This is a genomic window from Flavobacterium pokkalii, assembly GCF_014596575.1.
GTDB lineage: Bacteria > Bacteroidota > Bacteroidia > Flavobacteriales > Flavobacteriaceae > Flavobacterium > Flavobacterium pokkalii.
On sequence record NZ_NASZ01000002.1, the window covers coordinates 25,981 to 50,027 of the forward strand.

Annotated in this window: 14 protein-coding genes and 1 tRNA gene; 8 read left to right on the forward strand and 7 right to left on the reverse strand. The window is 36.7% G+C overall.

Features of this window, described 5'->3' with window-relative positions:
- Positions 1–131: 131 nt before the first annotated feature.
- Both B6A10_RS02065 and B6A10_RS02070 read left to right on the forward strand, forming a co-directional pair.
- The gene (locus tag B6A10_RS02065) at positions 132–2,942 is read left to right on the forward strand and encodes a TonB-dependent receptor (RefSeq protein ID WP_188219530.1); all 2,811 of its coding nucleotides are present in this window, start codon (positions 132–134) and stop codon (positions 2,940–2,942) included.
- Positions 2,943–3,015: 73 nt separating this feature from the next.
- The gene (locus tag B6A10_RS02070; RefSeq protein ID WP_188219531.1) at positions 3,016–4,074 is read left to right on the forward strand and encodes a phytase; all 1,059 of its coding nucleotides are present in this window, start codon (positions 3,016–3,018) and stop codon (positions 4,072–4,074) included.
- A 371-nt stretch (positions 4,075–4,445) separates the two neighbouring features.
- Here the strand turns inward: B6A10_RS02070 and B6A10_RS02075 are convergent, their stop codons facing one another.
- The 3 genes from B6A10_RS02075 to B6A10_RS02085 form a co-directional block, all read right to left on the reverse strand.
- Positions 4,446–4,847, reverse strand: coding sequence for a hypothetical protein (locus B6A10_RS02075; protein ID WP_188219532.1), 402 nt, complete (start codon positions 4,845–4,847; stop codon positions 4,446–4,448).
- Between the two features lie 212 nt (positions 4,848–5,059).
- The gene (gene pckA / locus B6A10_RS02080; protein WP_188219533.1) at positions 5,060–6,649 is read right to left on the reverse strand and encodes a phosphoenolpyruvate carboxykinase (ATP); all 1,590 of its coding nucleotides are present in this window, start codon (positions 6,647–6,649) and stop codon (positions 5,060–5,062) included.
- A gap of 75 nt (positions 6,650–6,724) precedes the next feature.
- On the reverse strand, positions 6,725–7,120 hold the full coding sequence (locus B6A10_RS02085; RefSeq protein ID WP_188219534.1) for a DUF423 domain-containing protein: 396 nt from the start codon (positions 7,118–7,120) through the stop codon (positions 6,725–6,727).
- 227 nt (positions 7,121–7,347) lie between these two features.
- Between B6A10_RS02085 and B6A10_RS02090 the strand changes: the two genes are divergently transcribed.
- Positions 7,348–8,706 carry a saccharopine dehydrogenase family protein gene (locus B6A10_RS02090; RefSeq protein ID WP_188219535.1) on the forward strand — a complete coding sequence of 453 codons (1,359 nt, stop codon included), beginning with the start codon at positions 7,348–7,350 and terminating at the stop codon, positions 8,704–8,706.
- A gap of 141 nt (positions 8,707–8,847) precedes the next feature.
- Here the strand turns inward: B6A10_RS02090 and B6A10_RS02095 are convergent, their stop codons facing one another.
- Positions 8,848–10,236: a dipeptidase gene (locus tag B6A10_RS02095; RefSeq protein ID WP_188219536.1), complete on the reverse strand. Its 1,389-nt coding sequence runs from the start codon at positions 10,234–10,236 to the stop codon at positions 8,848–8,850.
- Between the two features lie 114 nt (positions 10,237–10,350).
- Here B6A10_RS02095 and B6A10_RS02100 point away from each other — a divergent pair.
- A tRNA-Leu gene (locus tag B6A10_RS02100) sits at positions 10,351–10,432 on the forward strand.
- A gap of 114 nt (positions 10,433–10,546) precedes the next feature.
- Here the strand turns inward: B6A10_RS02100 and B6A10_RS02105 are convergent.
- Both B6A10_RS02105 and B6A10_RS02110 read right to left on the reverse strand, forming a co-directional pair.
- Positions 10,547–12,085, reverse strand: coding sequence for a RagB/SusD family nutrient uptake outer membrane protein (locus B6A10_RS02105; protein WP_188219537.1), 1,539 nt, complete (start codon positions 12,083–12,085; stop codon positions 10,547–10,549).
- Between the two features lie 7 nt (positions 12,086–12,092).
- A complete protein-coding gene (locus tag B6A10_RS02110) occupies positions 12,093–15,242 on the reverse strand; it encodes a SusC/RagA family TonB-linked outer membrane protein (RefSeq protein WP_188219538.1) in 3,150 nt (1,049 codons plus the stop codon).
- Between the two features lie 273 nt (positions 15,243–15,515).
- Here B6A10_RS02110 and B6A10_RS02115 point away from each other — a divergent pair, with 273 nt between their 5' ends.
- Positions 15,516–16,763: an oligogalacturonate lyase family protein gene (locus B6A10_RS02115; RefSeq protein ID WP_188219539.1), complete on the forward strand. Its 1,248-nt coding sequence runs from the start codon at positions 15,516–15,518 to the stop codon at positions 16,761–16,763.
- A 141-nt stretch (positions 16,764–16,904) separates the two neighbouring features.
- Positions 16,905–19,628 carry a glycosyl hydrolase gene (locus B6A10_RS02120; RefSeq protein WP_188219540.1) on the forward strand — a complete coding sequence of 908 codons (2,724 nt, stop codon included), beginning with the start codon at positions 16,905–16,907 and terminating at the stop codon, positions 19,626–19,628.
- 54 nt (positions 19,629–19,682) lie between these two features.
- Here the strand turns inward: B6A10_RS02120 and B6A10_RS02125 are convergent, their stop codons facing one another.
- Positions 19,683–21,266 carry a glycoside hydrolase family 28 protein gene (locus tag B6A10_RS02125; protein WP_188219541.1) on the reverse strand — a complete coding sequence of 528 codons (1,584 nt, stop codon included), beginning with the start codon at positions 21,264–21,266 and terminating at the stop codon, positions 19,683–19,685.
- A gap of 192 nt (positions 21,267–21,458) precedes the next feature.
- Between B6A10_RS02125 and B6A10_RS02130 the strand changes: the two genes are divergently transcribed.
- Together B6A10_RS02130 and B6A10_RS02135 are read left to right on the forward strand one after the other, a co-directional pair.
- Entirely contained in the window at positions 21,459–22,583 is a 1,125-nt protein-coding gene (locus B6A10_RS02130; RefSeq protein ID WP_188219542.1) for a glycoside hydrolase family 88/105 protein, read from the forward strand.
- Positions 22,584–22,685: 102 nt separating this feature from the next.
- Complete coding sequence (locus tag B6A10_RS02135; protein ID WP_188219543.1) at positions 22,686–24,017, forward strand: right-handed parallel beta-helix repeat-containing protein; 1,332 nt, start codon at positions 22,686–22,688, stop codon at positions 24,015–24,017.
- Positions 24,018–24,047 lie beyond the last annotated feature (30 nt).

Below are 24,047 nucleotides of genomic sequence, written 5' to 3' on the forward strand. Positions count from 1 at the left end.
TTGGTGACGAAATGTTATTTTATTGTAAACAATAAAAATCTTACAGTTGAGAATCGTAACAATAGCTTAATTTTTTTCAGAATTTAAGTTAACGATTGATATATAGTTTTGCCTCATTAAAAAATTAAACGATGAGAAAAAATTATTTAGTTGTATTTCTTTTTTTGCTGACTTTAACAACGTTTGCACAAAAAGGGGTTGTTTCAGGAAAAATTTTAGATGCTGCGGATAAATTTCCTTTACCCGGAGCGATGGTTCAGATTGCAGGACAAAATAAATATACCATTTCGGACGGAAACGGACGGTACGAATTTTTAAACGTAGCTGCGGGTTCTTACGAAATTGAAATCCGATACATTGGGTATTCGCCGGCAAAAAATAATGTGACGGTGGTAGCCGGAAAAAACACTGTGGTGAATTTTAATCTACATACTTCGGGAACCGAATTAAACGAAGTAGTGGTTGGGGATGTTTTAAAAGGTCAGGCTAAAGCTTTAAGTCAGCAAAAATATAATAAAAATATCAGTAACGTAATTTCATCTGATCAGGTAGGACGTTTTCCGGATGCGAATATCGGAGATGCTTTAAAACGCGTTCCGGGTGTTACGATGCAAAATGACCAGGGTGAAGCTCGAAATATTATTATCCGAGGTTTGGCACCTTCTCTAAACTCAGTGACTCTAAACGGAGACCGAATTCCATCGGCTGAAGGGGATAATCGTAATGTACAAATGGACTTGATTCCGTCGGATATGATTTCGACAATTGAAGTTAATAAAACGCTAACTTCTGATATGGATGCCGATGCGATTGGAGGTTCAGTAAATTTAATTACCAGAGCTACTCCAAACGGAGAGAGAATCTCGGCTACAGTGGCGGGAGGGTATTTACCTATTCGTGAAAAAGCTTCTTATACTGCCGGATTTGTGTATGGAAATCGTTTTTTCAATGATAAATTCGGAGCTGTGGTAAGTGGTTCTTACAATAATGTAGATTATGGTTCGGACAACGTAGAAAATGAATGGACAAAAGATGAATTTGGAAACGAGTTTTTACAGGCTGCCGAAATCAGAAAGTATGATGTACAACGTATTCGTCGTAGTGCTTCAGTTGCTTTGGACTATAAATTTGATGCAAATAATACCATTTTTGCCAATGCGATTTACAACTGGAGAGATGATAGAGAAAATCGTTTCAGAACTACTTATGATGATATCGAAGCTATTTATGATGGGGAAGATATTATTGGCTTTGAAGGTCGTGTAAAACGTCAGACTAAAGGTGGAGTAGATAATAACCGAAACAAAGGAAGAAGATTAGAAGATCAAAGAGTTCAAAATTATTCCCTTCGTGGAGAACATTTAATTAATTCCAAATTAGATTTAGATTGGTCAGCTAATTATTCAAAAGCCAGAGAATACCGTCCGGGAGAGCGTTATATCGAGTACCGTCAAAAAGGATTAGATATTTTTCAGGATTTTTCAGAAAATAAATTTCCTTTGGTAACTTCAGATGGTGAGTCATTAGATAAATTAAAATTTGATTCGGTTACTGAAAATACCGATGATACTTCAGAAAGTGAATTTGGTGCTAAAGTAAATATTCGTATTCCTTTTACTATTATTCCAACGGAAAAAGGAAGGTTAAGAACAGGTCTTAGATTGCGTATGAAAGAGAAAATGAGAAACAATAATTTCTTTACTTACGAATCAATCAATGATGATATGGCTTTATTATCGGATGTTCCAACGAGTTTTTTTGATGGAAAAGGATTTAATCCGGGAGACAAATATGTGCCGGGAACTTTTGCTTCGGCTAACTTCTTAGGGAATTTGGATTTGAACAATCCAACCTTATTTGACAAAGAAGCTGATCCAGCCGAATATTTAGCGGTAAATTATAAAGCCAAAGAAAAAATTTATGCCGCTTATGTAAGATGGGATCAGGAATTTAATGATAAATTATCTATGGTTTTGGGTTTCCGTTCAGAAACTACACGCATCGATTACACCGGAAATCGCGTATTAGACGAAGAAGAATTAGAAGGAGAAATCAATACAAAAAATACCTATACGAATGTTTTGCCAAGTATCTCATTGCAGTACAATGCTACTGACAATTTGGTTTTAAGAGCGGCAGCAACAACCGCTTTGGCAAGACCTAATTATTATGCCTTAGCACCTTATGTAAACAATATTGCTTCGGATAAAGAAATTACTGCCGGAAATCCGGATTTGGATGTTACTTATTCGTATAATTATGATTTTATGGCTGAGAATTATTTCAAATCTGTTGGTTTGATTTCAGGAGGTGTTTTCTATAAAAGATTAAATGATTTTATTTATAATTATAGTGATAACCAATATACAACCGCTAAGTTTGCTGCTGATTTTCCAAATCAGGTTAACCCAATTCCAACAGGTGAAAACTGGTCATTTGTACAATCCAGAAACGGAAAAAGTGTAGATGTTTACGGATTTGAAGTAGCTTTACAACGTCGATTGGATTTTTTACCTGGTAAATTCTTAAAAGGTTTCGGAATCTATTTAAATTATACTTATACCAAATCGAAAGCGAAGGGAATAGCTGATGAAGATGGAAACGAAAGAGATAATGTAAGTCTTCCGGGAACAGCACCTCACATGTTTAACGGTTCCTTGTCTTGGGAAAATAAACGTTTTTCTGCCAGAGTTTCTACGAATTTTGCTGCTGATTACTTAGATGAATTAGGAGCAGACAGCTACCAGGATAGTTATTATGACAAGCAATTTTTCTTAGATGCAAATGCAGCTTACAAAATCACGCCAAACATTCGTCTTTTTGCGGAAGCAAATAACTTAACCAATCAGCCGTTGCGTTATTATCAGGGAGTTGCTTCAAATACGAAACAAGTAGAATACTATCAGGCTCGTTTTAACTTTGGTTTAAAATTTGACTTTTAATAATAAATAATAATTAATGATAAAGTTGGCAGGGTAATTTTATCCTGTCACTTTTTCGTTTAAAAGAAATAAAATGAAAACTATACATACTATTGTAGCTGTAACAGCAGCATTGACATTAAATTCCTGTGGAAGTTCTTTAGCACCTGTTAGAAAAGATGCTCTAAAACCCACAATTGTTACCCAAAAATTACCTCATGATACTGATGATCCTTCCATTTGGATTCATCCTGCAGATGTTTCCAAAAGCATTATTGTGGGTACCGATAAAGATTCTGATGGCGGATTGTATGCCTTTGATTTGCAGGGAAAAATTTTAAAAAAATCCATTCCTTTACAAAGACCCAACAATGTAGATATTGCTTACGGATTAGTAATAAACGGCAAAAAAGTGGATGTGGCCGTAACTACCGAAAGAGAAAACAACAAAATCAGAGTGTTTCGTCTGCCGGATTTAGAGTCGATTGATAATGGCGGAATTGCTGTTTTTGAAGGAGAAACAATGCGCGACCCAATGGGAATTGCTTTATATACGCGTCCGTCCGACCATAAAATTTTTGCTATAGTGGGAAGAAAAGAAGGTCCTTCCGGAAGTTACTTATGGCAGTACGAATTGAGCGATTCCGGAAACGGAACGGTAATAGGAAATGTAGTGCGTAAATTTGGAAATTACAGCGGTAAAAAAGAAATTGAAGCCATTGCCGTAGATAATGAATCAGGAACGGTTTATTATTGTGATGAGCAATTTGGAATCCGAAAATATAAGGCTAATCCGGATGAAAATGATAATAATGAGATGGCTCTTTTTGGTCAAAATGATTTTAAATCGGATCATGAAGGGATTGCCATTTATAAAAAATCAGCGACTGAAGGTTATATTTTGGTGTCCAATCAGCAAGCCAATACTTTTATGGTGTATCCAAGAGAAGGAGCTAATGGAAATCCGAATGAATATCCATTATTGGCCGAAATTCCAACTTCGACCATTGAATGTGATGGAGCTGATGTAACGAATGTAAATTTAGGCGGCAGTTTCCAAAACGGACTTTTTGTAGCGATGAGCAATGGCAGAACTTTTCATTATTACAGTTGGGATAGTATTCAGCAATTGATTGATGCAGCTAAAAAGTAAATTAGTTTTTTAACCGCAGATTACACAGATTAGCACAGATTGATTTCTGTGAGCTTAATTTTTTAATTCGTTAAATCTGTGGCTTCTATAAAAATCAATAGAAATGGCTTTTAAGCCATTTTAAAATTACAATTGACAAAAGGCTTTAGCCAAAATCTTAATAAGGATTTCGACTAGAGCCTTTTTGTTTTGTATAATTTAATCATCTGGCTAAAGCCAGACGCAATTGATACAAGAGTAAAGATTCTAAAATTAAAAAGCAAGCTTTGAATTTTGCAGGATCTGTTTATGTATGAAATTTTGTAATGATGCTTTTAAATTTGAAATACAATCAAAAAATATTATAATTAACTTAGGGTAGATATATTAGTTTATATCGTTTTAATATTTAATATCACTAATTGATTTTTAAACATTAGTAAATTGTATTGTTGTTTTTCAAGCATATTTTGAAAAATTTTTAAATTGCTTTTGGTATATGTTTTATTGTTCTTTAGGTCTTGAAAAACCTTGTCTGAGAGTTCTTTTTCAAAGGATTTTTTATATAAAGTTAGTAATTGCCCAAATGATACATTGGTATATATTTGATGGTTTTCACCATCATACAAGTCTATATAATCTTGGAGTATTTCTTGAACTTCTAGGTGTAATTTTTGTGTGGCTAGAAAAACACCTAATAAATTATTTTTTTCTTCAGTTAAGTCTGAATTAAACGTTTTATGGTATGTCAACCAAGCAATAACTAATCCTGCTATCCCTATAAATATATCCATACTTTTTTTTCAAATATAAGAAAATAAAAATGGTATCTGTTTTTACAAATGTCTTAATTTTTTATAAGTTAGTATTTCACCGGCTAGCGCAAGCGTTCCGCTTGTGCCCGTAAAGCAAAACGATTAAAAACAAGTATTCAGCCCAAAAACACAAAACCCGATAACTGAAAAGTTTCGGGTTTTGTGTTTTTATAATAAAATAGTTAGTCGGCTTATACTGTTGGTCCTCCGGCTAAAATTTCATCATTAGCGTAGGATTCAAATTTTATAAAATTAGATTTGAATTTTTGAGCCAGTTCGCGCGCTTTTATATCGTATAAGTTTTTGTCTTCCCAGGTGTTTCTCGGATTCAAAATTTCGCTTGGTACTTCCGGGCAGGTTTCCGGAATAGCCATTTTAAAAACCGTATGATTGTGATAGTTTACGTTGTCCAGTTCGCCGTTTAAAGCAGCCGTAATCATAGCGCGGGTGTATTTTAATTTCATTCGGCTGCCCGTCCCGTAAGCTCCTCCGGTCCAGCCGGTATTAATTAGCCAGACTTTTACATCGGTGTCTTTCATTTTTTGGCTCAGCATTTCGGCATATTTTGTGGGATGCAGCGGCATAAAAGGCGCTCCAAAACAAGCCGAAAAATTAGGTTGTGGTTCGTTAATTCCGGCTTCGGTTCCTGCAATTTTAGCCGTATAACCGGAAATAAAATGATAGGCAGCCTGACCCGGAGTTAGTCGGGCAATAGGAGGCAGGATTCCAAAAGAATCTGCCGTCAGGAAAAAGATATTTTTAGGATTACTGCCAATAGAACCCGGCTGAATGTTATGAATGTGTTCAATCGGATAACTTACCCGTGTATTGGGAGTAACCGAAATATCGGTATAATCGACTTCGTTAGTGCCTTTTTTGAAAACGATATTTTCTAACAATGCGCCTCTTTTTATCGCATTAAAAATATCAGGTTCATTTTCTTCGCTTAAGTTAACTACTTTAGCATAACAGCCGCCTTCAAAATTAAAAACGGTATTTTCACTAGTCCATCCGTGTTCGTCATCACCAATTAATTTTCGGTTGGGGTCAGCCGAAAGAGTCGTTTTTCCGGTCCCGGAAAGTCCAAAGAAAATAGCGGTTTCTCCATTTTTACCCACATTGGCACTGCAATGCATCGATAAGGTATTTTTAAAAACAGGCAGTATAAAATTCAAAGCCGAGAAAACGCCTTTTTTCATTTCGCCCGTATAGGCCGTTCCTCCGATGATGATGGTTTTTCGGCTAAAGTTTAAGATGGCGAAATTTCCCTGACGGGTTCCGTCTGTTTCCGGATCAGCCTGGAAACTGGGTGCGCAAATTAAAGTCCAGTCGGGTGAAAAATTAGCGAATTCTTCTGTCGTTGGTCTCAGAAACATATTGTAAGCAAAGAGATTTTCCCAGGGCGTTTCGGTAATTACACGAACATTTAACCGGTAATTCGGGTCGGCACACACATAAGCATCTCTGGCAAAGAGTTCTTTATTGGATAGATAGTCGGTTAGTTTGGTATATAGTGCATCAAATTTTGCAGCTTCAAAAGGAATATTGATATCACTCCACCACACTTCATTTTCAGTAATGCTGTCTTTGACAATAAAGCGATCCTGAGGCGAACGACCTGAAAATTTTCCCGTATTGATGGCTAAAGCTCCGGTGGAAGTTGCAATTCCTTCCCGGCGTTGCAGCGTCAAATCGTGCAGTTGTCCGGGAGTTAACTGGTAATGTATGTTGGCGTTTTTAATTCCGATATTTTCTAAAGAAAAAAGGCGTGTATCATTCATAAGAAAGCTTGTTAAGTGTTTGTTCCGGTTTCTATATAAAGATAAAACATAAATTTGAGTTCCTCTTTTGAAATGCTAATTTTTAGCGGACTTTTTTGTGATATTATAGAACAAAACCGCCCAGGCACTAATTAATAGCAGTCCGCCAATAGGTGTTACAAATCCAATGATCCTGAAGTCAAAAAACGGTGTAAGTTCATTGGTTGCCAATAAATAAATGGAGCCTGAAAACAACAGCACGCCCAAAAGCACCAGATTATAAATGATTGTTTTTGCTTTTGAAGTTAAGACTGGTACAAGTCCGATGAATAATAAAAAAAGAGCATGATACATCTGGTAGCGCACTCCCGTTTCAAAGGTTACTAATTGTTCTGCGTTCAATACTTTTTTTAGGGCATGAGCGCCAAAAGCGCCTAAGATGATAGCTATCATTCCGAGTATAGCGGCTGTAGAAATTGTTTTTTTATCCATTTTTGTTCTGTTTAGGTTCTCTACAAAAGTATTTGAAAACAAAGGAATCCGAAAGTTTTCCATAGGATAGTTTAGCTGGTATTATGCTAAAGTTTTGTGAATTTTTATTTGAGATGCTGTTCTGAGAATAAATTAAGACTCAGGTTGTTTTTAACTTCTATTTATTTAGTGATTATCACTTGTGACAGCACAAACATTTACCTATTTTTGAGTTCTATTTCCCCGCTATGAGACAGATTTTAATTATTGGTGCCGGTCGGTCGGCTTCTTCGTTGATACAATATCTTTTGGATAAATCGCAGGAAGAACAATTGCATTTGGTAATTGCCGATTTGTCTTTGGAATTGGCTCAGAAGAAAACCAATCATCATCCTAATGCGACTCCTATTGCTTTAGATATTTTTGACGAAAGTCAAAGAAAAGCCGCTATTCAAAAGTCGGATATTGTGATTTCGATGTTGCCGGCGCATTTGCATATCGAAATTGCCAAAGACTGCGTGCATTTTCGAAAAAATTTGGTAACGGCTTCTTATATCAGTGATGCGATGCAGGAATTGGATGCTGAGGTGAAAAAAAACGGACTCATTTTTATGAACGAAATGGGGCTTGATCCCGGAATTGACCACATGAGTGCCATGAAAGTCATTGATGAAATCAGGGAAAATGGCGGGAAAATGTTATTGTTTGAATCCTTTTGTGGCGGACTCGTAGCGCCAGAATCCGATACGAATCTTTGGAATTACAAATTTACCTGGGCGCCGCGTAATGTGGTTTTAGCAGGGCAGGGCGGTGTGGCCAAATTTATTCAGGAGGGAACCTATAAATACATTCCGTACACCAGTTTGTTTCGTCGAACGGAGTTTTTAGAAGTTGATGGTTATGGGAAATTTGAAGCTTATTCGAACCGCGATTCTTTAAAATATCGCAGCATTTACGGTTTGGACGATATTCTTACTTTGTATCGGGGTACGATTCGAAAGGTGGGTTTTTCCAAAGCTTGGAACATGTTTGTGCAGCTTGGAATGACGGATGATTCCTATGTGATGGAAGATTCCGAGAATATGAGTTACCGTCAGTTTATGAATTCTTTTTTACCTTATCATCCCACGGATTCGGTGGAAATAAAAACCCGTTTGTTGCTCAAGATTGATCAGGATGATATTATGTGGGATAAGTTGCTGGAATTGGATTTGTTCAATGATAATAAAATCGTCGGACTCAAAAATGCGACTCCGGCTCATATTCTCGAAAAAATTCTCAGTGACAGTTGGACGCTTCAACCCGAGGACAAAGACATGATTGTGATGTATCATAAATTTGGCTACGAAATTAACGGCAAAAAGGTACAAATGGATTCCCAAATGGTTTGCATTGGTCAGGATCAAACTTATACTGCTATGGCCAAAACGGTGGGATTGCCAGTAGCTATGGCAACCTTATTAATCCTAAACGGAAAAATAAAAACTCCGGGAGTTCAAATCCCCATTCGTAAAGAAGTCTATGTACCCGTATTGAAGGAATTGGAACAATACGGTATTCACTTCAAAGAAAAGCCAATGCCTTATTTGGGGTATAAGTATAGTTGATATTCGGGTAGTTTTTTTGTTGTACAGCATACATTGCTGTTGTAAAGGATGAAAAAATCCGCTTACTCTAAAATGAATGAACGGATTTTATTTTTTACTTAAGAGAACTTAGCGAAAATCTTAGCGTACTCTGCGGTTAAACTATTTCGATAATTCCACAAAATACTTATAAAACAACGGAATGGTTTCTATTCCTTTAAGGTAATTAAAAATTCCAAAATGTTCGTTGGGCGAATGAATGGCATCGCTATCGAGTCCAAATCCCATCAGGATAGTTTTGCTTTTGAGTTCTTTTTCGAATAAAGCAACAATAGGGATACTTCCACCTGAACGTACCGGAATGGCAGGAATGCCAAAGGTTTCGTTATAAGCCATATTGGCGGCTTTGTACCCTATGCTGTCAATAGGGGTTACATAGCCTTGTCCGCCGTGGTGGGGAGTCACTTTTACTTTTACTGCTTTTGGTGCAATGGCTGTAAAATGCTTGGTAAATAATTCAGTGATTTCCTCCCAATCTTGGTTGGGAACCAAACGCATCGATATTTTGGCGAAAGCCTTGGAAGGAATAACGGTTTTAGCTCCTTCGCCGGTGTAACCGCCCCAAATTCCGTTGACGTCTAAAGTCGGGCGAATGGCATTTCTTTCATTGGTTACATAACCTTCTTCGCCATATACATCATTTAAGTCTAATGCTTTTTTGTAGTCTTCGATATCAAAAGGAGCTTTGGCCATTTCGGTTCTTTCTTCGAGTGACAATTCTTCTACTTTGTCATAAAATCCCGGAATGGTAATACGATTGTTTTCATCGTGTAGGGAAGCGATCATTTTACTCAGGATATTAATCGGATTGGCTACAGCACCACCATATAAGCCGGAATGTAAATCTCGATTTGGTCCTGTGACTTCTACTTCTACATAACTTAAACCGCGCAAACCGGTGGTGATAGAAGGTTGTTGATTAGAAATCATTCCGGTATCGGAAATCAGGATGACGTCATTTTTAAGTTTTGCTGTGTTGTTTTCTACAAAAGTCTTAAGGTTCACGCTGCCAACTTCTTCCTCGCCTTCAATCATAAATTTTACATTACAAGGCAGACAATTATTAGAAATCATATATTCCACAGCTTTTACGTGCATATACATTTGGCCTTTATCGTCACAAGCACCACGGGCAAAAATAGCACCTTCGGGATGGATTTCGGTTTTTTTAATGAGCGGTTCAAATGGGGGAGAGGTCCAAAGTTCCATAGGATCAGGTGGTTGCACATCGTAATGGCCATAAACTAAGACTGTTGGTAAATTAGGGTCGATGATTTTTTCACCATAAACAATAGGGTAGCCGTCTGTTTCGCAAATTTCAACTTTATCACAACCCGCTTGTTCTAAACTTGACTTGACAGCTTCAGAAGTATCTATGACATCTTGCGAATAAGCAGAGTCAGCGCTTACCGAGGGGATTTTTAATAATTCAATTAATTCGTTTATAAATCGATTCTTGTTTTCTTGAATATAGGTTTTAATGTTTTCCATTTATTATGGGTTGTTTTTGATACTTTCAAAAATACAAAAAACAGAGTGAAAATTTTTTTAATTTTTTACTTTGAATATTGGAACTTATCCTTATATTTGCACCCACAATAGCGCGCGGATATGGCGAAATTGGTAGACGTGCCAGACTTAGGATCTGGTGCCGCAAGGCGTGTAGGTTCGAGTCCTATTATCCGCACAGAAAGCTTCTCAATTGAGAAGCTTTTTTTGTTTTATATGCTTTTTTAGAGGGATAAAAAAAGCACCATGAATTTAATCATGGCGCTTTCGATATTAGATAGATGTTTTTTATTTAGTTGTCGTATCCCGGATTTTGTGTGTATAACCCTGGAGCTGCTAAAAATTCTGAAAGTGGTAATGGATATAGTAATGAATTTTTATCAATTGTTCCAAGTTTGTCAGAGGTGTCTTCTGAGGTTTTCCAATTGTTCATAATAGTCACTGCATTCCCTGATCTGATTAAATCAAACCATCTGGTTCCTTCTCCAAAAAATTCCATTCTTCTTTCGTTAAATAATCGGTCTAAGTTTACATTTACTGCATCTCTGGCTAGTCCGCCTCTTTCTCTAATGTCGTTAACAATATCATCAACATCAGCTTGTGTTCCGCCACCGCCATGAAGCGTGCATTCGGCCATTAACAGTAAAACATCGGTGTATCTGATTACGATAAAGTCAACACCCCAATCGGTTCTTCCGTTACCATATCTTGAGGCATCGATATATTTTTTTACTAAAGGATTAGAGGTGTAAGTCCCTTTGTAAGTTCCTGATGCTACGGTATAGCTTTCAGCAAGTGTAACTGCTCTTCGGCTGTCATTTGTGTCAAACATTGCTAAGAATGATGTGGAGATAGGTTTGTATTCTAAAGAACCTTGATCGGATAAATTCAACGAAGCAAAGTATGGTTGGTATCCTAATTCTATTTGGAAATTGCCCCCAACTCCGTTTCCGGTATTTTGAGTATAAGGAATTACTAATACATTTTCTTTGTTTGCATTTCCTTCGGTTTTAAAGATGTTAGCGTAATTAGTATCAAAAACAAAAAGATTGCTTGTTTTGATGTCATTCAGTTGTTGATAAGCTTTGTCCCATTCGTTCAGTCCTAACATAGCGCCATCAATGCCATAATCAGGAGAAGATCGAGTCATATATACCTGAGCTAATAATCCTTTTGCTCCGTATTTTGTAACTCTTCCAAAATTAGCATTGTCATAAGAAGGAGGAAGGTTGTTCACTGCAAATAGTAAATCAGATAAGATTAAGTCGTAAATTTCAGTAATTGGAGTTCGTCCTATTTTAGCCACTTCTCCGGCAGTTAAAGTATTTTTAATTAAAGGAACTTTACCAAACCAACGAATTAAATCAAAGTAGCAAAATGCTCTTAAAAAACTAGCTTCGGCTTTCATGGTTGTGCGGTCTGTTTCAGAAGTGATTACGCTACCATTACTTTCCAGTTTTTCTAATAATTGATTGGCTTTGTAAATAGCGTTGTAATTACTTAAGTAAGCTTCTTTTATTAATGGATTAGTACTTAAAGCAGTGGTGAAGTTATTGATTCCTTCCCAGTTTCTGGATGCTTGGGTGGTGGCATAGAAGTTATCGGATCTAACTTCGCTTAAATTCAATATTCTGTTTGCATAACCGTACTCGTTTGCACCATGAAAAGCATATGAGTAAGTAGCGTTTCTGGCCTGAATAAAGTCGTTTGCAGTTGAATAAAAATTTTCTGTAGTCCCTTGCGACAATGGAATTTGATTGAGTTCACTTTCGCATGATGTCAAAGCAAAAATGGCAAGGAAATTTGCTATTATATAAATGTGTTTTTTCATTTTTGGTTTAGTTAAAATTAATATTAAGTCCTAAAACAAGTGATTTGGCCATTGGAGCTCCACCGTAATCTGCCGGAACAGGGAAGCTGCTGTTGCTGCTACCTGAGGTATTTGTGGCTTCAGGGTTGAATCCTCCTTTGTATTTGTCTTTGTAGAACCAGTTTTCGGCACTTAGATAAATTCGGGCATTGTCAATTCTGCTTAGAGATTTTAAAGCATTTGAAAGATTATATCCTAAAGTGATGTTTCTAATGCTGATGTAATCTGATTTGTATAGCCAATCGGTATTTGGAACAAAACCAAAAGTAGTTTTCCAGTTTCCTCTGGTTGCCGGATTAACATCAAGTGTATTCTCGACAGCTCCTTGGCCTGTACGGTTGATTCCGCGGCTTAATAAGCTGTAAATATAACCGCCATTTTGACCTTGTACTAAGATGTTTAAATCAAAATCTTTGTATTTAAAGGTATTGGTGATACCCCAAATGTATTTTGGATTTGGATTTCCAACATCAACCCTGTCTTCTGTGGTGATTTTTTTATCTCCGTTTTGATCTACATATTTTGGGTCTCCCAATACAAGAGGATTCCCTCCCCAGGTAGTGCCACCTGCGTCAATATCTGCTTGGGTAATTACTCCGTCTTGTTTAATAGCAAAGATGGTGTACATTGGTTTTCCAACTTCTAATTTGTAAAAAGGAACACCAGCACCGTACTCTGAATCGATTTCAATTTTGTCCTGATCTGGTCCTAATGCTAATACTTTGTTAGTGTTGTAGCTAATATTAGCTGATGTTCTCCATTGGAAATCTTTGGTGGTAATATTTGTTGTGTTTAGTTCGAATTCCCATCCATTGTTTCGTACTTTTCCAACATTGGTTAAGAAGCTGGTAAAACCTGATGCGGCTAAAATAGGTACGTTTAATAATAAATCACTATTTGTTTTAGTGTAATAATCAAAGGTTCCTGATATTTTGCCTTTTAATAAGCCGAAGTCAAAACCAAAATCATTGGATCTTGATTTTTCCCAGTGCAAATAAGGGTTTGGGATACTTGAAACTCCTTGTCCTAAGCCTGTTCCTCCGCCTAAGGCATAATTGTAAGAGCCTAATGTGGAAAATGCGGCATAGTTACCAATATTGTTATTTCCGTTTAATCCGGAACTGGCTCTTAATTTTAAGGAGCTAAGCCAGTCTATGTTTTTCATAAAATTCTCTTCTGTAACAATCCAACCTAAAGAGATGGAAGGAAAGGTTCCCCATCTTTGAGCAAAACCAAATTTTGATGAACCGTCTCTTCTGATACTGGCAGAAAGAATGTATTTCTCTTTGAAGTCATATTGTAGTCTTCCGAAATATGAGATTTGAACATTTTTTTCTGAATTAGTACTTCCAGTTGAGCCTGAAGGTAATGTTTCAATGGTGAAACTATTGTATAGATTTCCTGAAGAAAGATTAGATCTTGTGATTTGATATGAATTGTATGACTGTCCGGCAAGTAAAGTGAAATTATGATTGTCTTTAATTGTACCGCTATAAGTTAAGGTGTTTTCGTTTACAATATTTTGTCTTCTGTAGGTGTTATAACTTCCTCTGATACTTGCTAAAACATCATTTGGAGTGTATCCTTCAAAAGTATTGTCGGCATTGTCAAAGTTAATAGTACTTTTAGCATGTAAGTTGCTTATGATTTCATAGTCAATGTAACCTGATAACATGTTTCTGAACATCGAATTTCTTCCTGTTCTTTGTAAAAGGGGTAACATACTTGTGGTACTACTTCCCCAGGCATAACGTGTAGTGTATTTTTCACCTTCAGCATTTGGAGCGCTTTCAAAAACCGGAGTTGCGCCTAATGCTTTGTGTATTGTGCTGTCTTTTCCTTCAACTCCCGGATCGTTTTTTATAGAGTAGGAAGGAGCTATGTTTATTCCCATTTTTAAATGGTCTGAAAATTTTACATCTACATTTGCTCTTGCAGAATATAAGCTGTAGTCAGTTCCTATTATGTATCCTTTGTTTTTTTGGTAATTACCTGACACATAGTAATTAACCATTTCTGTTGCGCCAGAAGCAGAAAGTTGGTAATTGCTAAACATTCCGGTACGGAAAATAACATCCTGCCAATTGATGTAGTCTAATCCCGGATGTCCTGGTTCGTCCCATCTTGGATCGTACATGTAACTCGTATTGAATTCAGTAGGTCCAAGATCCGTAGCACTGGCTGCATTGCCGGCATTATAGGTTGCTCTTCTTTCGTCAACTGTTTGATCAGCTGATGCACCAGCGATTCCAGAGTTAACCCATTGGTAGTCAATCATCGTTTTAGCTCTGGCTATCCATTGTTCGGCATTTAGCATATCAACTCTTTTAGCTTCTTTGTTTACACCGGTATAAGTGTTAAAAGTAAATTTAGGTTTGCCTGCTTTTCCTTTTTTAGTGGTAATTAAAACAACTCCATTGGATGCTCTGGAACCATAAATAGCAGCCGCAGCTGCATCTTTCAATACTTCAATCGAAGCAATATCGTTAGGGTTCATGTTGTCTAATGGACTTCCGTTTGAAAAGCCTCCACTGCTGCTGGTGCCTTCAGTATGTATTGGGAAACCGTCAATAACATATAAGGGTTCGTTACCGGCAGAAATAGAACCTGTACCGCGGATGTTAATACTAAATGGTTGTCCTGGTAGTCCGGATGTTTGTTTAACTCTTACACCTGCAATTTGACCTACGAGTCCTTGGTCTACTCTTGAGATAGGTCTTTCTGTAAAGTTGTCTGTTTTAATTGAAGACATAGAGCCAGTGGCAAGTTTTTTCTTTTGCGTTCCGTATCCTACTACGACAACTTCTTCAAGTTCTGATTTGCTTGGTTGCAAAGAAATGTTGTAAGTACTGGCAGAGCCTACTTTTTGTTCGATTGAAGTGTAGCCTAAATAGGAAAAAATGATAATGTCTCCCGATTTGGCGGAAATCGAATAATTTCCTTCCATGTCGGTGGTGTTCCCTTTGGTGGTGCCTTTAATAAGTAAAGAAGCTCCGGGGATTGGTAGTCCTGATTCGTCACTTACTTTTCCTTTAATAACTTTTTCTTGAGCATAAGATAAGACGCTTATAGATAAGGTCAGAACTAAGCACAAAAAGTGGTTAACTTTTTTTTTCATAATTAGTTGTGATTAAGGTTAAAAAATTTACTCCAATTTAATGATTATGACAGGCTAACTGTCCTTTACTGTGCTGTAGTTAATTTTTTGTTTTTTATAAGTTGTTGTTTTTCAGATATTTGAGTTGTTTTTGTTTTGGGTTTGATTTGAGTAATTATAATGTTAAATAGACTGTTTGTGTATTTGATTTTAATGAATTATTGTTTTTTTGTTGTTTTTGTTAAAAAAAATGAATTATTTTTATTCTTATTAAAAAAAATAAATAAAAATATTATGAATAAATCAATTTATTTGCTTTTTGGGTTTCTTGTGGTGTTTTTTTCTTCTAAAGCCCAGTCAAATTTGAGTGTTGAAATTCCAAAAAAGACGATTCCTGTGATGAAAACCTCTAAAGAAAGTTCGCTTTTAGGACTTTGGGTTGATGACGAAACCGGACATAAGGTGGAAAAATTAGTCCAAAGAGAAGGAACTAATTCCAGTTTTTATTTTCATAATAATCCTTTTGTGAAATCGGCGGATGGCAAAAGCTGGCTGATGTTATTTTACGGAAGTACTAAAAATGGGATTCAGCTTTTTTCGATTGATTTAGCTTCAAAGAAAATCATTCAAATAACCGATAAATCTGGAAGTAAAGGAGGGGAAATTCTTGGGCGAAAAACCCGAAAAGTGTTTTACAGAATGAAGGATAGTATTTTTTCGACTCATATTGATACGCATAAAACCGAGTTTGTGTTTAAATTCCCTGAAGGAGTTCCAGGTTCGGTAGCGACATTAAATGCGGATGAAACACTTTTGGGAGGTGTTTTGTCTTCTAATGAGGAGCGGGAGATTTTTAGAAATAATCCGCAAAAAAGTGATTATTTCAATAAAATTTATGAAGCAAAGTTGAAACGAACATTAATCACAGTTGATGTTGCAACGGGAAAATTGACGCAATTATACTCTGAAAACGCCTGGTTGAATCACGAACAATTTTCGCCTGTTGATTCAAATTTATTTATGTATTGTCATGAAGGGCCCTGGCATAAAGTAGATCGCATTTGGAATATTGATATTCGAAATCCAAAACCAACTTTGATTCATAAAAGAACCGTAGAAAGAGAAATTGCTGGTCATGAATTTTTTAGTCCCGATGGAAAAACGATTTGGTTTGATTTGCAAATTCCTCGTAGTGAAACGTTTTATTTAGCGGGGAAAAATCTGGAAACGGGCATCGAAACCAGATATGCCTTAAAAAGAAACGAATGGTCGATACATTATAATATTGCACCAGATATGAAATCCTTTGCAGGTGATGGAGGTGATGCTGGTCAGGTAGCTCATGCCAAGGATGGGATGTGGTTGTATCATTTTGTGCCTAAAGGAGATAGTTTGGTTTCAGAAAAATTGGTAAATATGAAAAATCACGATTACCATTTAGAACCAAATGTTCATTTTTCGCCGGACGGGAAGTACATCATTTTTAGAGCCAATTTTGAAGGAACTACTCAAATTTATGCTGTTGAAATTCATAAAAATTAATGTAAGCAGCTAAATACTGAATTTGGTATTGTTGTTGTGGGCAGGACGGAGCAGGATGCAATAAAAATTAGAGTTCACTAATTTTAGGGGCTTTATTTAAAAAAGAAGAATTTCAACTTAGCTAATTTTAATCAACAATACATGAAAATAAAATACCATTGCTTTCCGGTTTTTCTTGGAATGCTATTCTCTTTAAATGTTTCAGGGCAAAGTTCCTGGCCAGAAATTAAAAATGTCAATAAGCCCTGGGCGCGCTGGTGGTGGATGGGAAATGCCGTTGACAAACCTAATTTAAAATCCAGTTTAATCGATTTTCAAAAAGTAGGAATTGGCGGGGTAGAAATTACTCCGATTTATGGGGTAAAAGGTGAGGAGAAAAACTTTATCGATTATTTGTCTCCAAAATACATGGAGATGTTGGCTTATACCGTAAAAACTGCCGACAGCTTAGGAATGCAGGTCGATATGGTACTGGGAACGGGCTGGCCTTACGGAGGATCGCAGGTCTCAGTAGAAAATGCGGCAACAAAGTTGATTGTTGAAAAATATGAAGTTCAAAAAAACGAACAATTCAACAAAGAGATCAAAACCGATGCGGCAAAAGAAAAAATTCCGGGGAAATTATTGGCCGTTGTGGCTTATGGCGCCGATGGTTCTTATCAGGATTTGACCAGCCAGTTAAAAGGCAATCGCTTAGATTGGAAAGCTAAGAAAACTAATTTTACGCTGTATGCCGTTTTTGAAGGGAAAACAGGGCAACAGGTAAAACGAGCAGCACCGGGAGGAAAAGGTTATACTTTGGATCATTATTCTCAGGAAGCGCTAAATGCCTATGTGGTTCCTTTTGATAAGGCTTTGACAGGTTTAGAAGGGAAATTAAGAGCAATTTTTAATGATAGTTACGAAGTTTACGGAACCGATTTTACGCCTAAATTTTTACAGGAATTTGAAAAACGTCGCGGTTATGATTTGAAAAAATACCTGCCGCAATTGTTGAGTAAGGAAGATACTGAAATTGGCAATCGTGTAAAAAGCGATTATCGCGAAACCATTTCGGATTTATTATTAAACAAATTTGATATTCCGTGGACGCAGTGGGCCAACGCTAAACAGTTTAAAACCAAGTTGCAGGCGCATGGTTCGCCGGGAAATCTGATTGATTTATATGCTTCGGCAGATATTCCGGAATGTGAAACCTTTGGTTCGATGCCTTATGATATTCCGGGTTTCCGACGTGAAAAAGAAGATATCCGCGAAGGAGATGCCGATCCGGTAATGTTGAAATTTTCTTCTTCGGCTGCACATATTGCCGGAAAACCGTTGACTTCATCAGAAACATTTACCTGGTTAAGAGATCATTTCAAAACGGCGTTGTCGCAATGCAAACCGGAAGTAGAAGATTTAATGCTTAACGGAATCAATCATGTGTTTTTACATGGTTCGACTTATTCGCCTAAAAGAGCCGAATGGCCGGGTTGGAAATTTTATGCTTCGGTAAATTTTAATGCTAATAATTCGATTTGGGAAGATGCACCGGGATTATTCGATTATATTGCTAATTGTCAATCGCTGTTGCAGGCAGGAAAACCGGACAATGAAACGCTGTTGTATTACCCAATTTACGACACTTGGGGAAAAACTTTAGAAGGAAATTTGTTTTTTCAGTTTAAAATTCACTCTTTGAAAGAATGGTTACACGGAACTCCTTTTTATGAAACGACTAAAAAACTGATGGAAAACGGTTACGGAGTCGATTTTGTGTCGGATCATTTTATTGCTCAGGCAAAGGTTGAAAACGGATTAGTGGTTTTGCCGGGCGGTAGTTATAAATCATTGGTGGTACCAAATTGTGATAAAATGCCATTGGCTACTTTAGAAAAATTGATTGAGCTGAAAAAAGAAGGAGCTGCTATAATTTTTGAAGGTTTGCCAAAATCTGTTCCGGGATTGAAAGATTATGAAAGTCAAAATCAAAAAATGGAAGCTTTGATTGCTTCCAATAAAACTTTGGTAAATCCGGTAAATGATTTATTTGTGGCTTTATCAGAGGCTAAGGAACAGCCGGAAAATTTAGTAAAAACAGGTCTGAAATTTATTCGTAGAGACATCAACGGAGATAAGATTTATTATTTGGTTAATCATACTTCTAAAGCAATTGAAGGTTATATTCCTTTGGCTGTTGCCAATAAAGAAGTACTGATTTTAGATCCGTTGAATCGAAATGTGGGTAATGCGATGGTTCAAAAAAATGGACAAACTACTTTGGTAAAACTTCGTATTGAATCCGGAAAATCAATATTGTTGAAAACTGAAAATACGGCTTCAGAAAAACCTTGGCAATATTATGATAGTTCGGCAGAACCAATCGCTTTAAAAGGAGACTGGCAAATTACTTTTGAAAAAGGCGGGCCAAAATTACCTGCACCGGCTAAAGTAAATTCTTTAGAATCCTGGACTAAAATTGGTCCGGATGCAGAAGCTTTTTCCGGAACGGCAGCTTATACCTTGCAATTTGATGCTCCAAAAATCGCTGCCGATAACTGGCAATTGAATTTGGGCGATGTGAGAGAAAGTGCTAAAGTTTGGTTGAATGGGAAATATATCGGGGCAACTTGGTCAGTTCCTTTTCAAATCAATTTGGGACAACTAAAGAAAGGGAAAAACGAATTGAAAATTGAAGTGACGAATCTTTCAGCTAACCGTGTTCGCGATTTAGAAATGAAAGGAAAAGAATGGAAAATTTTCTATGAAATTAATATGGTGGATAAGGATTATAATAAATTTGATGCGACTAAATGGGCACCAATGCCTTCTGGTTTGTTAGGACCGGTTACTATCACTCCTTTGAAAAACCAAATGAAATAATGGTCGTTTAATTTGATAAAAAAATCCCGGGAATTTTGAACTCCCGGGATTTTTTTATTGTTTTTGGGCAAACCATTTGGCGTTTTTGATGTTCTTTCCGGAACGAACAATAATCGAATCGGAGAGCGAACCTTTGATGTCTAATTGTACCGGATTTTTGGTTTGGAAATCAATTTGGTCAAACAATATATTTTTTGAATCCAATAAAAACAAGGTTGAATCTTTGGCAGTAATTGTACTATTTCTGAAAACAGCGTTGCGAAGATCATGTGCATTAAATAATTCGCCACAATTGACGGTTGCATTTTCAATAGTTAAATGATTAACCGGCGATTCCGGAATTCCGAAAACCTTGATGAAATTGCTGCAATTTTCGATGATAATATCTTTGATGGTAATTTTTTCAAATTTAGGAGTCAAAGGAGTGATGGCTCGGGCAGGTAAACGGTCGGCTAAATCGCCAACACTTCCCGAGGAACCGAGCATGTCCCATTTGATAGCTGTTTGGTCTAAATTCATTCGGATGCGTTCGTAAGTCAGGTTTTCGCCTCCACCACCACGATTTCTGCGGGTTTTAAAGCGGATTCCCACCCCCGAATCAATAAATACACAGTCGTGAACATAAAGGTTGCGAATCATTCCGGCGGTTTCACTTCCGCAGGTAATTCCGCCGTGACCTTTGAGTGCGAGACAATAGCGAACCACAATATTTTCGGTTGCTTTGTTAACTCTGATTCCATCTTCTGCACGACCCGCTTTCATCGTAAAACAATCGTCGCCGGTACTTAAGTTGCAATATTCAATCAATACATTTTTGCTGGAATCAATATCAATTCCATCGCCACGAGGCGTTCCAACCGAGTTTACTGTTACTCCACGAATAATCACATTGTCACAATAAATGGGAACGATGTTCCAAAAAGCAGTATTGGATAAAGAAACACCTTCGATGTAGACTTTTTTACAGTTGATAGGCGAAATAAACATCGGAGGAAAAATCCAGTCTTGTTTACTTCCGTCCACAATGCGTTCGGCTACGGGTGTTTTGGCATCAATCACATTCTCAATCACATCTTTGGTTAAAATGTTATTTCGGATAGAACCTTTTTGCGGACCTACAAGTTTTCCGTTTCCGGTTATGGCAATATTAGTTGCGTCATTGGCATAAATGCAAGCACCCAACGACATTACTTCGACGCCTTCAATTCGGGTGAAAACCACCGGAAGAAAATCTTTGATTTCACCGCTAAAAACTAATTGAGCATTATCTTCTAAATGCAGATTAATGTTGTCTTTAAGTTGAATTCTGCCGGTTTTCCAAATTCCGTTGGGTACAATGATTGTTCCGCCGCCTTTAGCGCTGAGTTCATCGATGGCTTTTTGAATACGATTTGTGTTTAATGCTGTTGTGGTTAAATCTAAAATGATTTTGGCATCTGGGAAAACCGGTTTTGCAAAACGGATGGTAGCAAAAGGTGCTTTTACCGGTGCAATTTCATCAGTTAAGTTTTTAACACCCACTTGTTCCTGAGTAGGGATTTGGCTTTTTTTAGTTGCGTTGCTGAGTTTTTTGTTGGAATTACAGGCTAATAAAAGGATGCTTATACTAGCCAGTAAGGTTGTTGTTTTTAATTTCATATAAAAGTATTGACTGAAAGAATGCTTTAAATTCTTCGTTAGGGAGTATTTTTCTAAACAAAATTAAATATTAATTTTAATTTAGCAGGATGCTACAGGATAGAAAGTATTGTAATTCATCCTAATTTTACCCGACTGCTTTTGAAATTCAAAACCAATTTAAAAGAAATAGTAATCCCAAAAGTTTATATAATGAAGAAACTGTGTTTGATTTTTATCTCATTTTTAGCTGTTCATTCGGTTTCGAGAGCTCAAAATCCTTTCAATAAAAAAGAAGTTTTGGCTCAAATGGAATTGGCTAATAAATATTTTATGGATAAATGGCCGGATACCGGAAAAACAATTGTGACCAACAGAGAACGTCCGAGTAATATTTGGACACGCGGCGTGTATTATGAAGGATTAATGGCTTTGCATGAAATATATCCAAAACAGGCGTATTATGATTATGCGTATTCCTGGTCAGAGTTTCACGGTTGGGGATTTAGAAACGGAAATGCCAACAGAAATGCCGATGATTATTGTGCAGCGCAAACGTATATTGATTTGTACAATATTGAGCCGGATGCTAAAAAGTTAAAAAATACCAGACAATGTATTAATATGTTGTTGAATACACCTCAATTAGATGATTGGTCGTGGATTGATGCGATTCAAATGGGAATGCCGGTATTTGCCAAATTGGGAGTTTTGGACAAGGATAATCGCTATTTCGAAAAAATGTATGAGATGTATATGTATTCCAGAAATCAGCATGGGGATCACGGATTGTTTAATCCTAAAGATGGTTTGTGGTGGCGTGATGCCGATTTTGATCCGCCGTATAAAGAACCAAACGGAGAAGATTGTTACTGGAGTCGCGGAAACGGTTGGGTAATTGCTGCTTTGGCAAAAGTATTAACTATTATCCCTGAAAATGCGCCTCACAGAGCACAATATGTAAGCGATTTGAAAGCGATGGCTAAGGCTTTGGTGCCTATCCAGCGTCCCGATGGTTTTTGGAATGTGAGTTTGCATGATCCAACGAATTTTGGAGGAAAAGAAGCTTCAGGAACGGCTTTGTTCGTTTATGGAATTACTTACGGAATTAACAGCGGAATTTTAGATAAGAAAACCTATTTACCAGTAGTGGAAAAAGCCTGGAAAGCGTTGACTACTGAAAGTTTGCAAAAAAATGGTTTCTTAGGATTTTTACAATCAACAGGAAAAGAACCTAAGGATGGACAACCTTTGTCAGTTGATAAAATCCCTGATTTTGAAGATTATGGATTGGGTTGTTTTTTGTTAGCCGGATCTGAAATTTACAAGATGAAATAAAAACTATTTTTTGAATTGAAAATAAAAAAAAGGGGAAGTTTGAGAAGCTTCCCTTTTTAGTGAATGAAAATTTCTAAGAGAAACCAAAAAAATAAAACATTTATGAGACACAGCATTTTAGTTGTTCTGATTTTTTTGAACAGTGTTTTTTCTTTTGCAAAAGAATTTTATGTGGCTCCTTCGGGAAAAGACAGTAATGATGGAAGTTTTGAAAAACCGGTAGAAACTATTAAACGAGCTCAGGAATTAGCTAATTCGGGTGATACCGTTTTTATTAGAGGTGGTAAATATGTGATGCGTGAAGACCAAATTTCCCAACAAAAACGCATTTGGGCTTATGTGACTTTGTTAGATAAAGATGGAATTTCGTATTTGGCGTATAAAAATGAGAAACCACTTTTTGATTATACTAATGTGAAACCCGAAGGGAAAAGAGTAATTGCTTTTTTGGTGAGTGGCAATCATATTCATGTCAAAGGATTGGAAATTATCGGAGTTCAGGTAACATTAAAAAACCACACCCAATCAGAATGTTTTGAAGTACGTGGTAGTAATAACACATTGGAACAAATTGACATGCATGATAATATGGCTATTGGAGTTTATATGTTAAGCGGCTCCAATAATTTGATTTTAAATTGTGATGCTCATGACAATTGGGATTCAGTTTCTGAAGGAGGAAAAGGAGGGAATACCGATGGTTTTGGCTGTCATTTGCAAAAAGGAAGTGTCAATAATGTTTTTAGAGGTTGTCGTGCCTGGTTGAATAGTGACGACGGTTTTGATTTGATTAGTAATGCCGAGCCGGTTTTGATAGAAAATTGCTGGGCGTTTTATAATGGTTATTCCAAAGGATTTGTAGGTCGAGCTGATGGTAATGGTTTTAAAGCCGGTGGTTATGGAAAAGGAAAAAGACCTTATCAGGATATTGTTGAAAATTATACTCCAATACCAAGAAATACAATCCGTTTTTGTTTGGCAGTAAGAAACAAGCAAAGTGGTTTTTATGCCAATCATCATTTAGAAGGGAATTTTTGGTATAACAATACAGCCTACAAAAATAGACGCAACTATAATATGGTGAATTGTCTGGCTTTGAACCCAACAGATTTTGGCACCGATGGGCCGGGTTGGAATCATGAATTGATAAATAATATTGGGTTCAATGCTCTTTCAGAGGAGTTGACTGATATTGATACTTCACGTTGCGTATTGAAAAATAATTCTTTTAATTTGAATTTTAAGGTTAATGCTTCCGACTTTGAGAGTATTGATGAAGATTTTTTAATTTCTCCGCGTCAGGCTGATGGTAGTTTGCCAGAAACCAAATTTTTAAAATTAAAACCAACAAGTAAACTAATCGATGCCGGAATTGATATAGGATTTCCGTTTCTGGGAAAAGCGCCTGATTTAGGATGTTTTGAAAGAAAATAAAAAGATAATAATGAATAAATTAAGATAAAA

What these genes read in the sequence shown, in the direction of transcription:
- B6A10_RS02105 (WP_188219537.1), bottom strand. Translation starts at nt 12,085, where the DNA reads ATGAAAAAACACATTTATATAATAGCAAATTTCCTTGCCATTTTTGCT.
- B6A10_RS02065 (WP_188219530.1), top strand. Translation starts at nt 132, where the DNA reads ATGAGAAAAAATTATTTAGTTGTATTTCTTTTTTTGCTGACTTTAACA.
- B6A10_RS02095 (WP_188219536.1), bottom strand. Translation starts at nt 10,236, where the DNA reads ATGGAAAACATTAAAACCTATATTCAAGAAAACAAGAATCGATTTATA.
- B6A10_RS02070 (WP_188219531.1), top strand. Translation starts at nt 3,016, where the DNA reads ATGAAAACTATACATACTATTGTAGCTGTAACAGCAGCATTGACATTA.
- B6A10_RS02115 (WP_188219539.1), top strand. Translation starts at nt 15,516, where the DNA reads ATGAATAAATCAATTTATTTGCTTTTTGGGTTTCTTGTGGTGTTTTTT.
- B6A10_RS02125 (WP_188219541.1), bottom strand. Translation starts at nt 21,266, where the DNA reads ATGAAATTAAAAACAACAACCTTACTGGCTAGTATAAGCATCCTTTTA.
- B6A10_RS02075 (WP_188219532.1), bottom strand. Translation starts at nt 4,847, where the DNA reads ATGGATATATTTATAGGGATAGCAGGATTAGTTATTGCTTGGTTGACA.
- B6A10_RS02110 (WP_188219538.1), bottom strand. Translation starts at nt 15,242, where the DNA reads ATGAAAAAAAAAGTTAACCACTTTTTGTGCTTAGTTCTGACCTTATCT.
- pckA (WP_188219533.1), bottom strand. Translation starts at nt 6,649, where the DNA reads ATGAATGATACACGCCTTTTTTCTTTAGAAAATATCGGAATTAAAAAC.
- B6A10_RS02090 (WP_188219535.1), top strand. Translation starts at nt 7,348, where the DNA reads ATGAGACAGATTTTAATTATTGGTGCCGGTCGGTCGGCTTCTTCGTTG.
- B6A10_RS02120 (WP_188219540.1), top strand. Translation starts at nt 16,905, where the DNA reads ATGAAAATAAAATACCATTGCTTTCCGGTTTTTCTTGGAATGCTATTC.
- B6A10_RS02130 (WP_188219542.1), top strand. Translation starts at nt 21,459, where the DNA reads ATGAAGAAACTGTGTTTGATTTTTATCTCATTTTTAGCTGTTCATTCG.
- B6A10_RS02085 (WP_188219534.1), bottom strand. Translation starts at nt 7,120, where the DNA reads ATGGATAAAAAAACAATTTCTACAGCCGCTATACTCGGAATGATAGCT.
- B6A10_RS02135 (WP_188219543.1), top strand. Translation starts at nt 22,686, where the DNA reads ATGAGACACAGCATTTTAGTTGTTCTGATTTTTTTGAACAGTGTTTTT.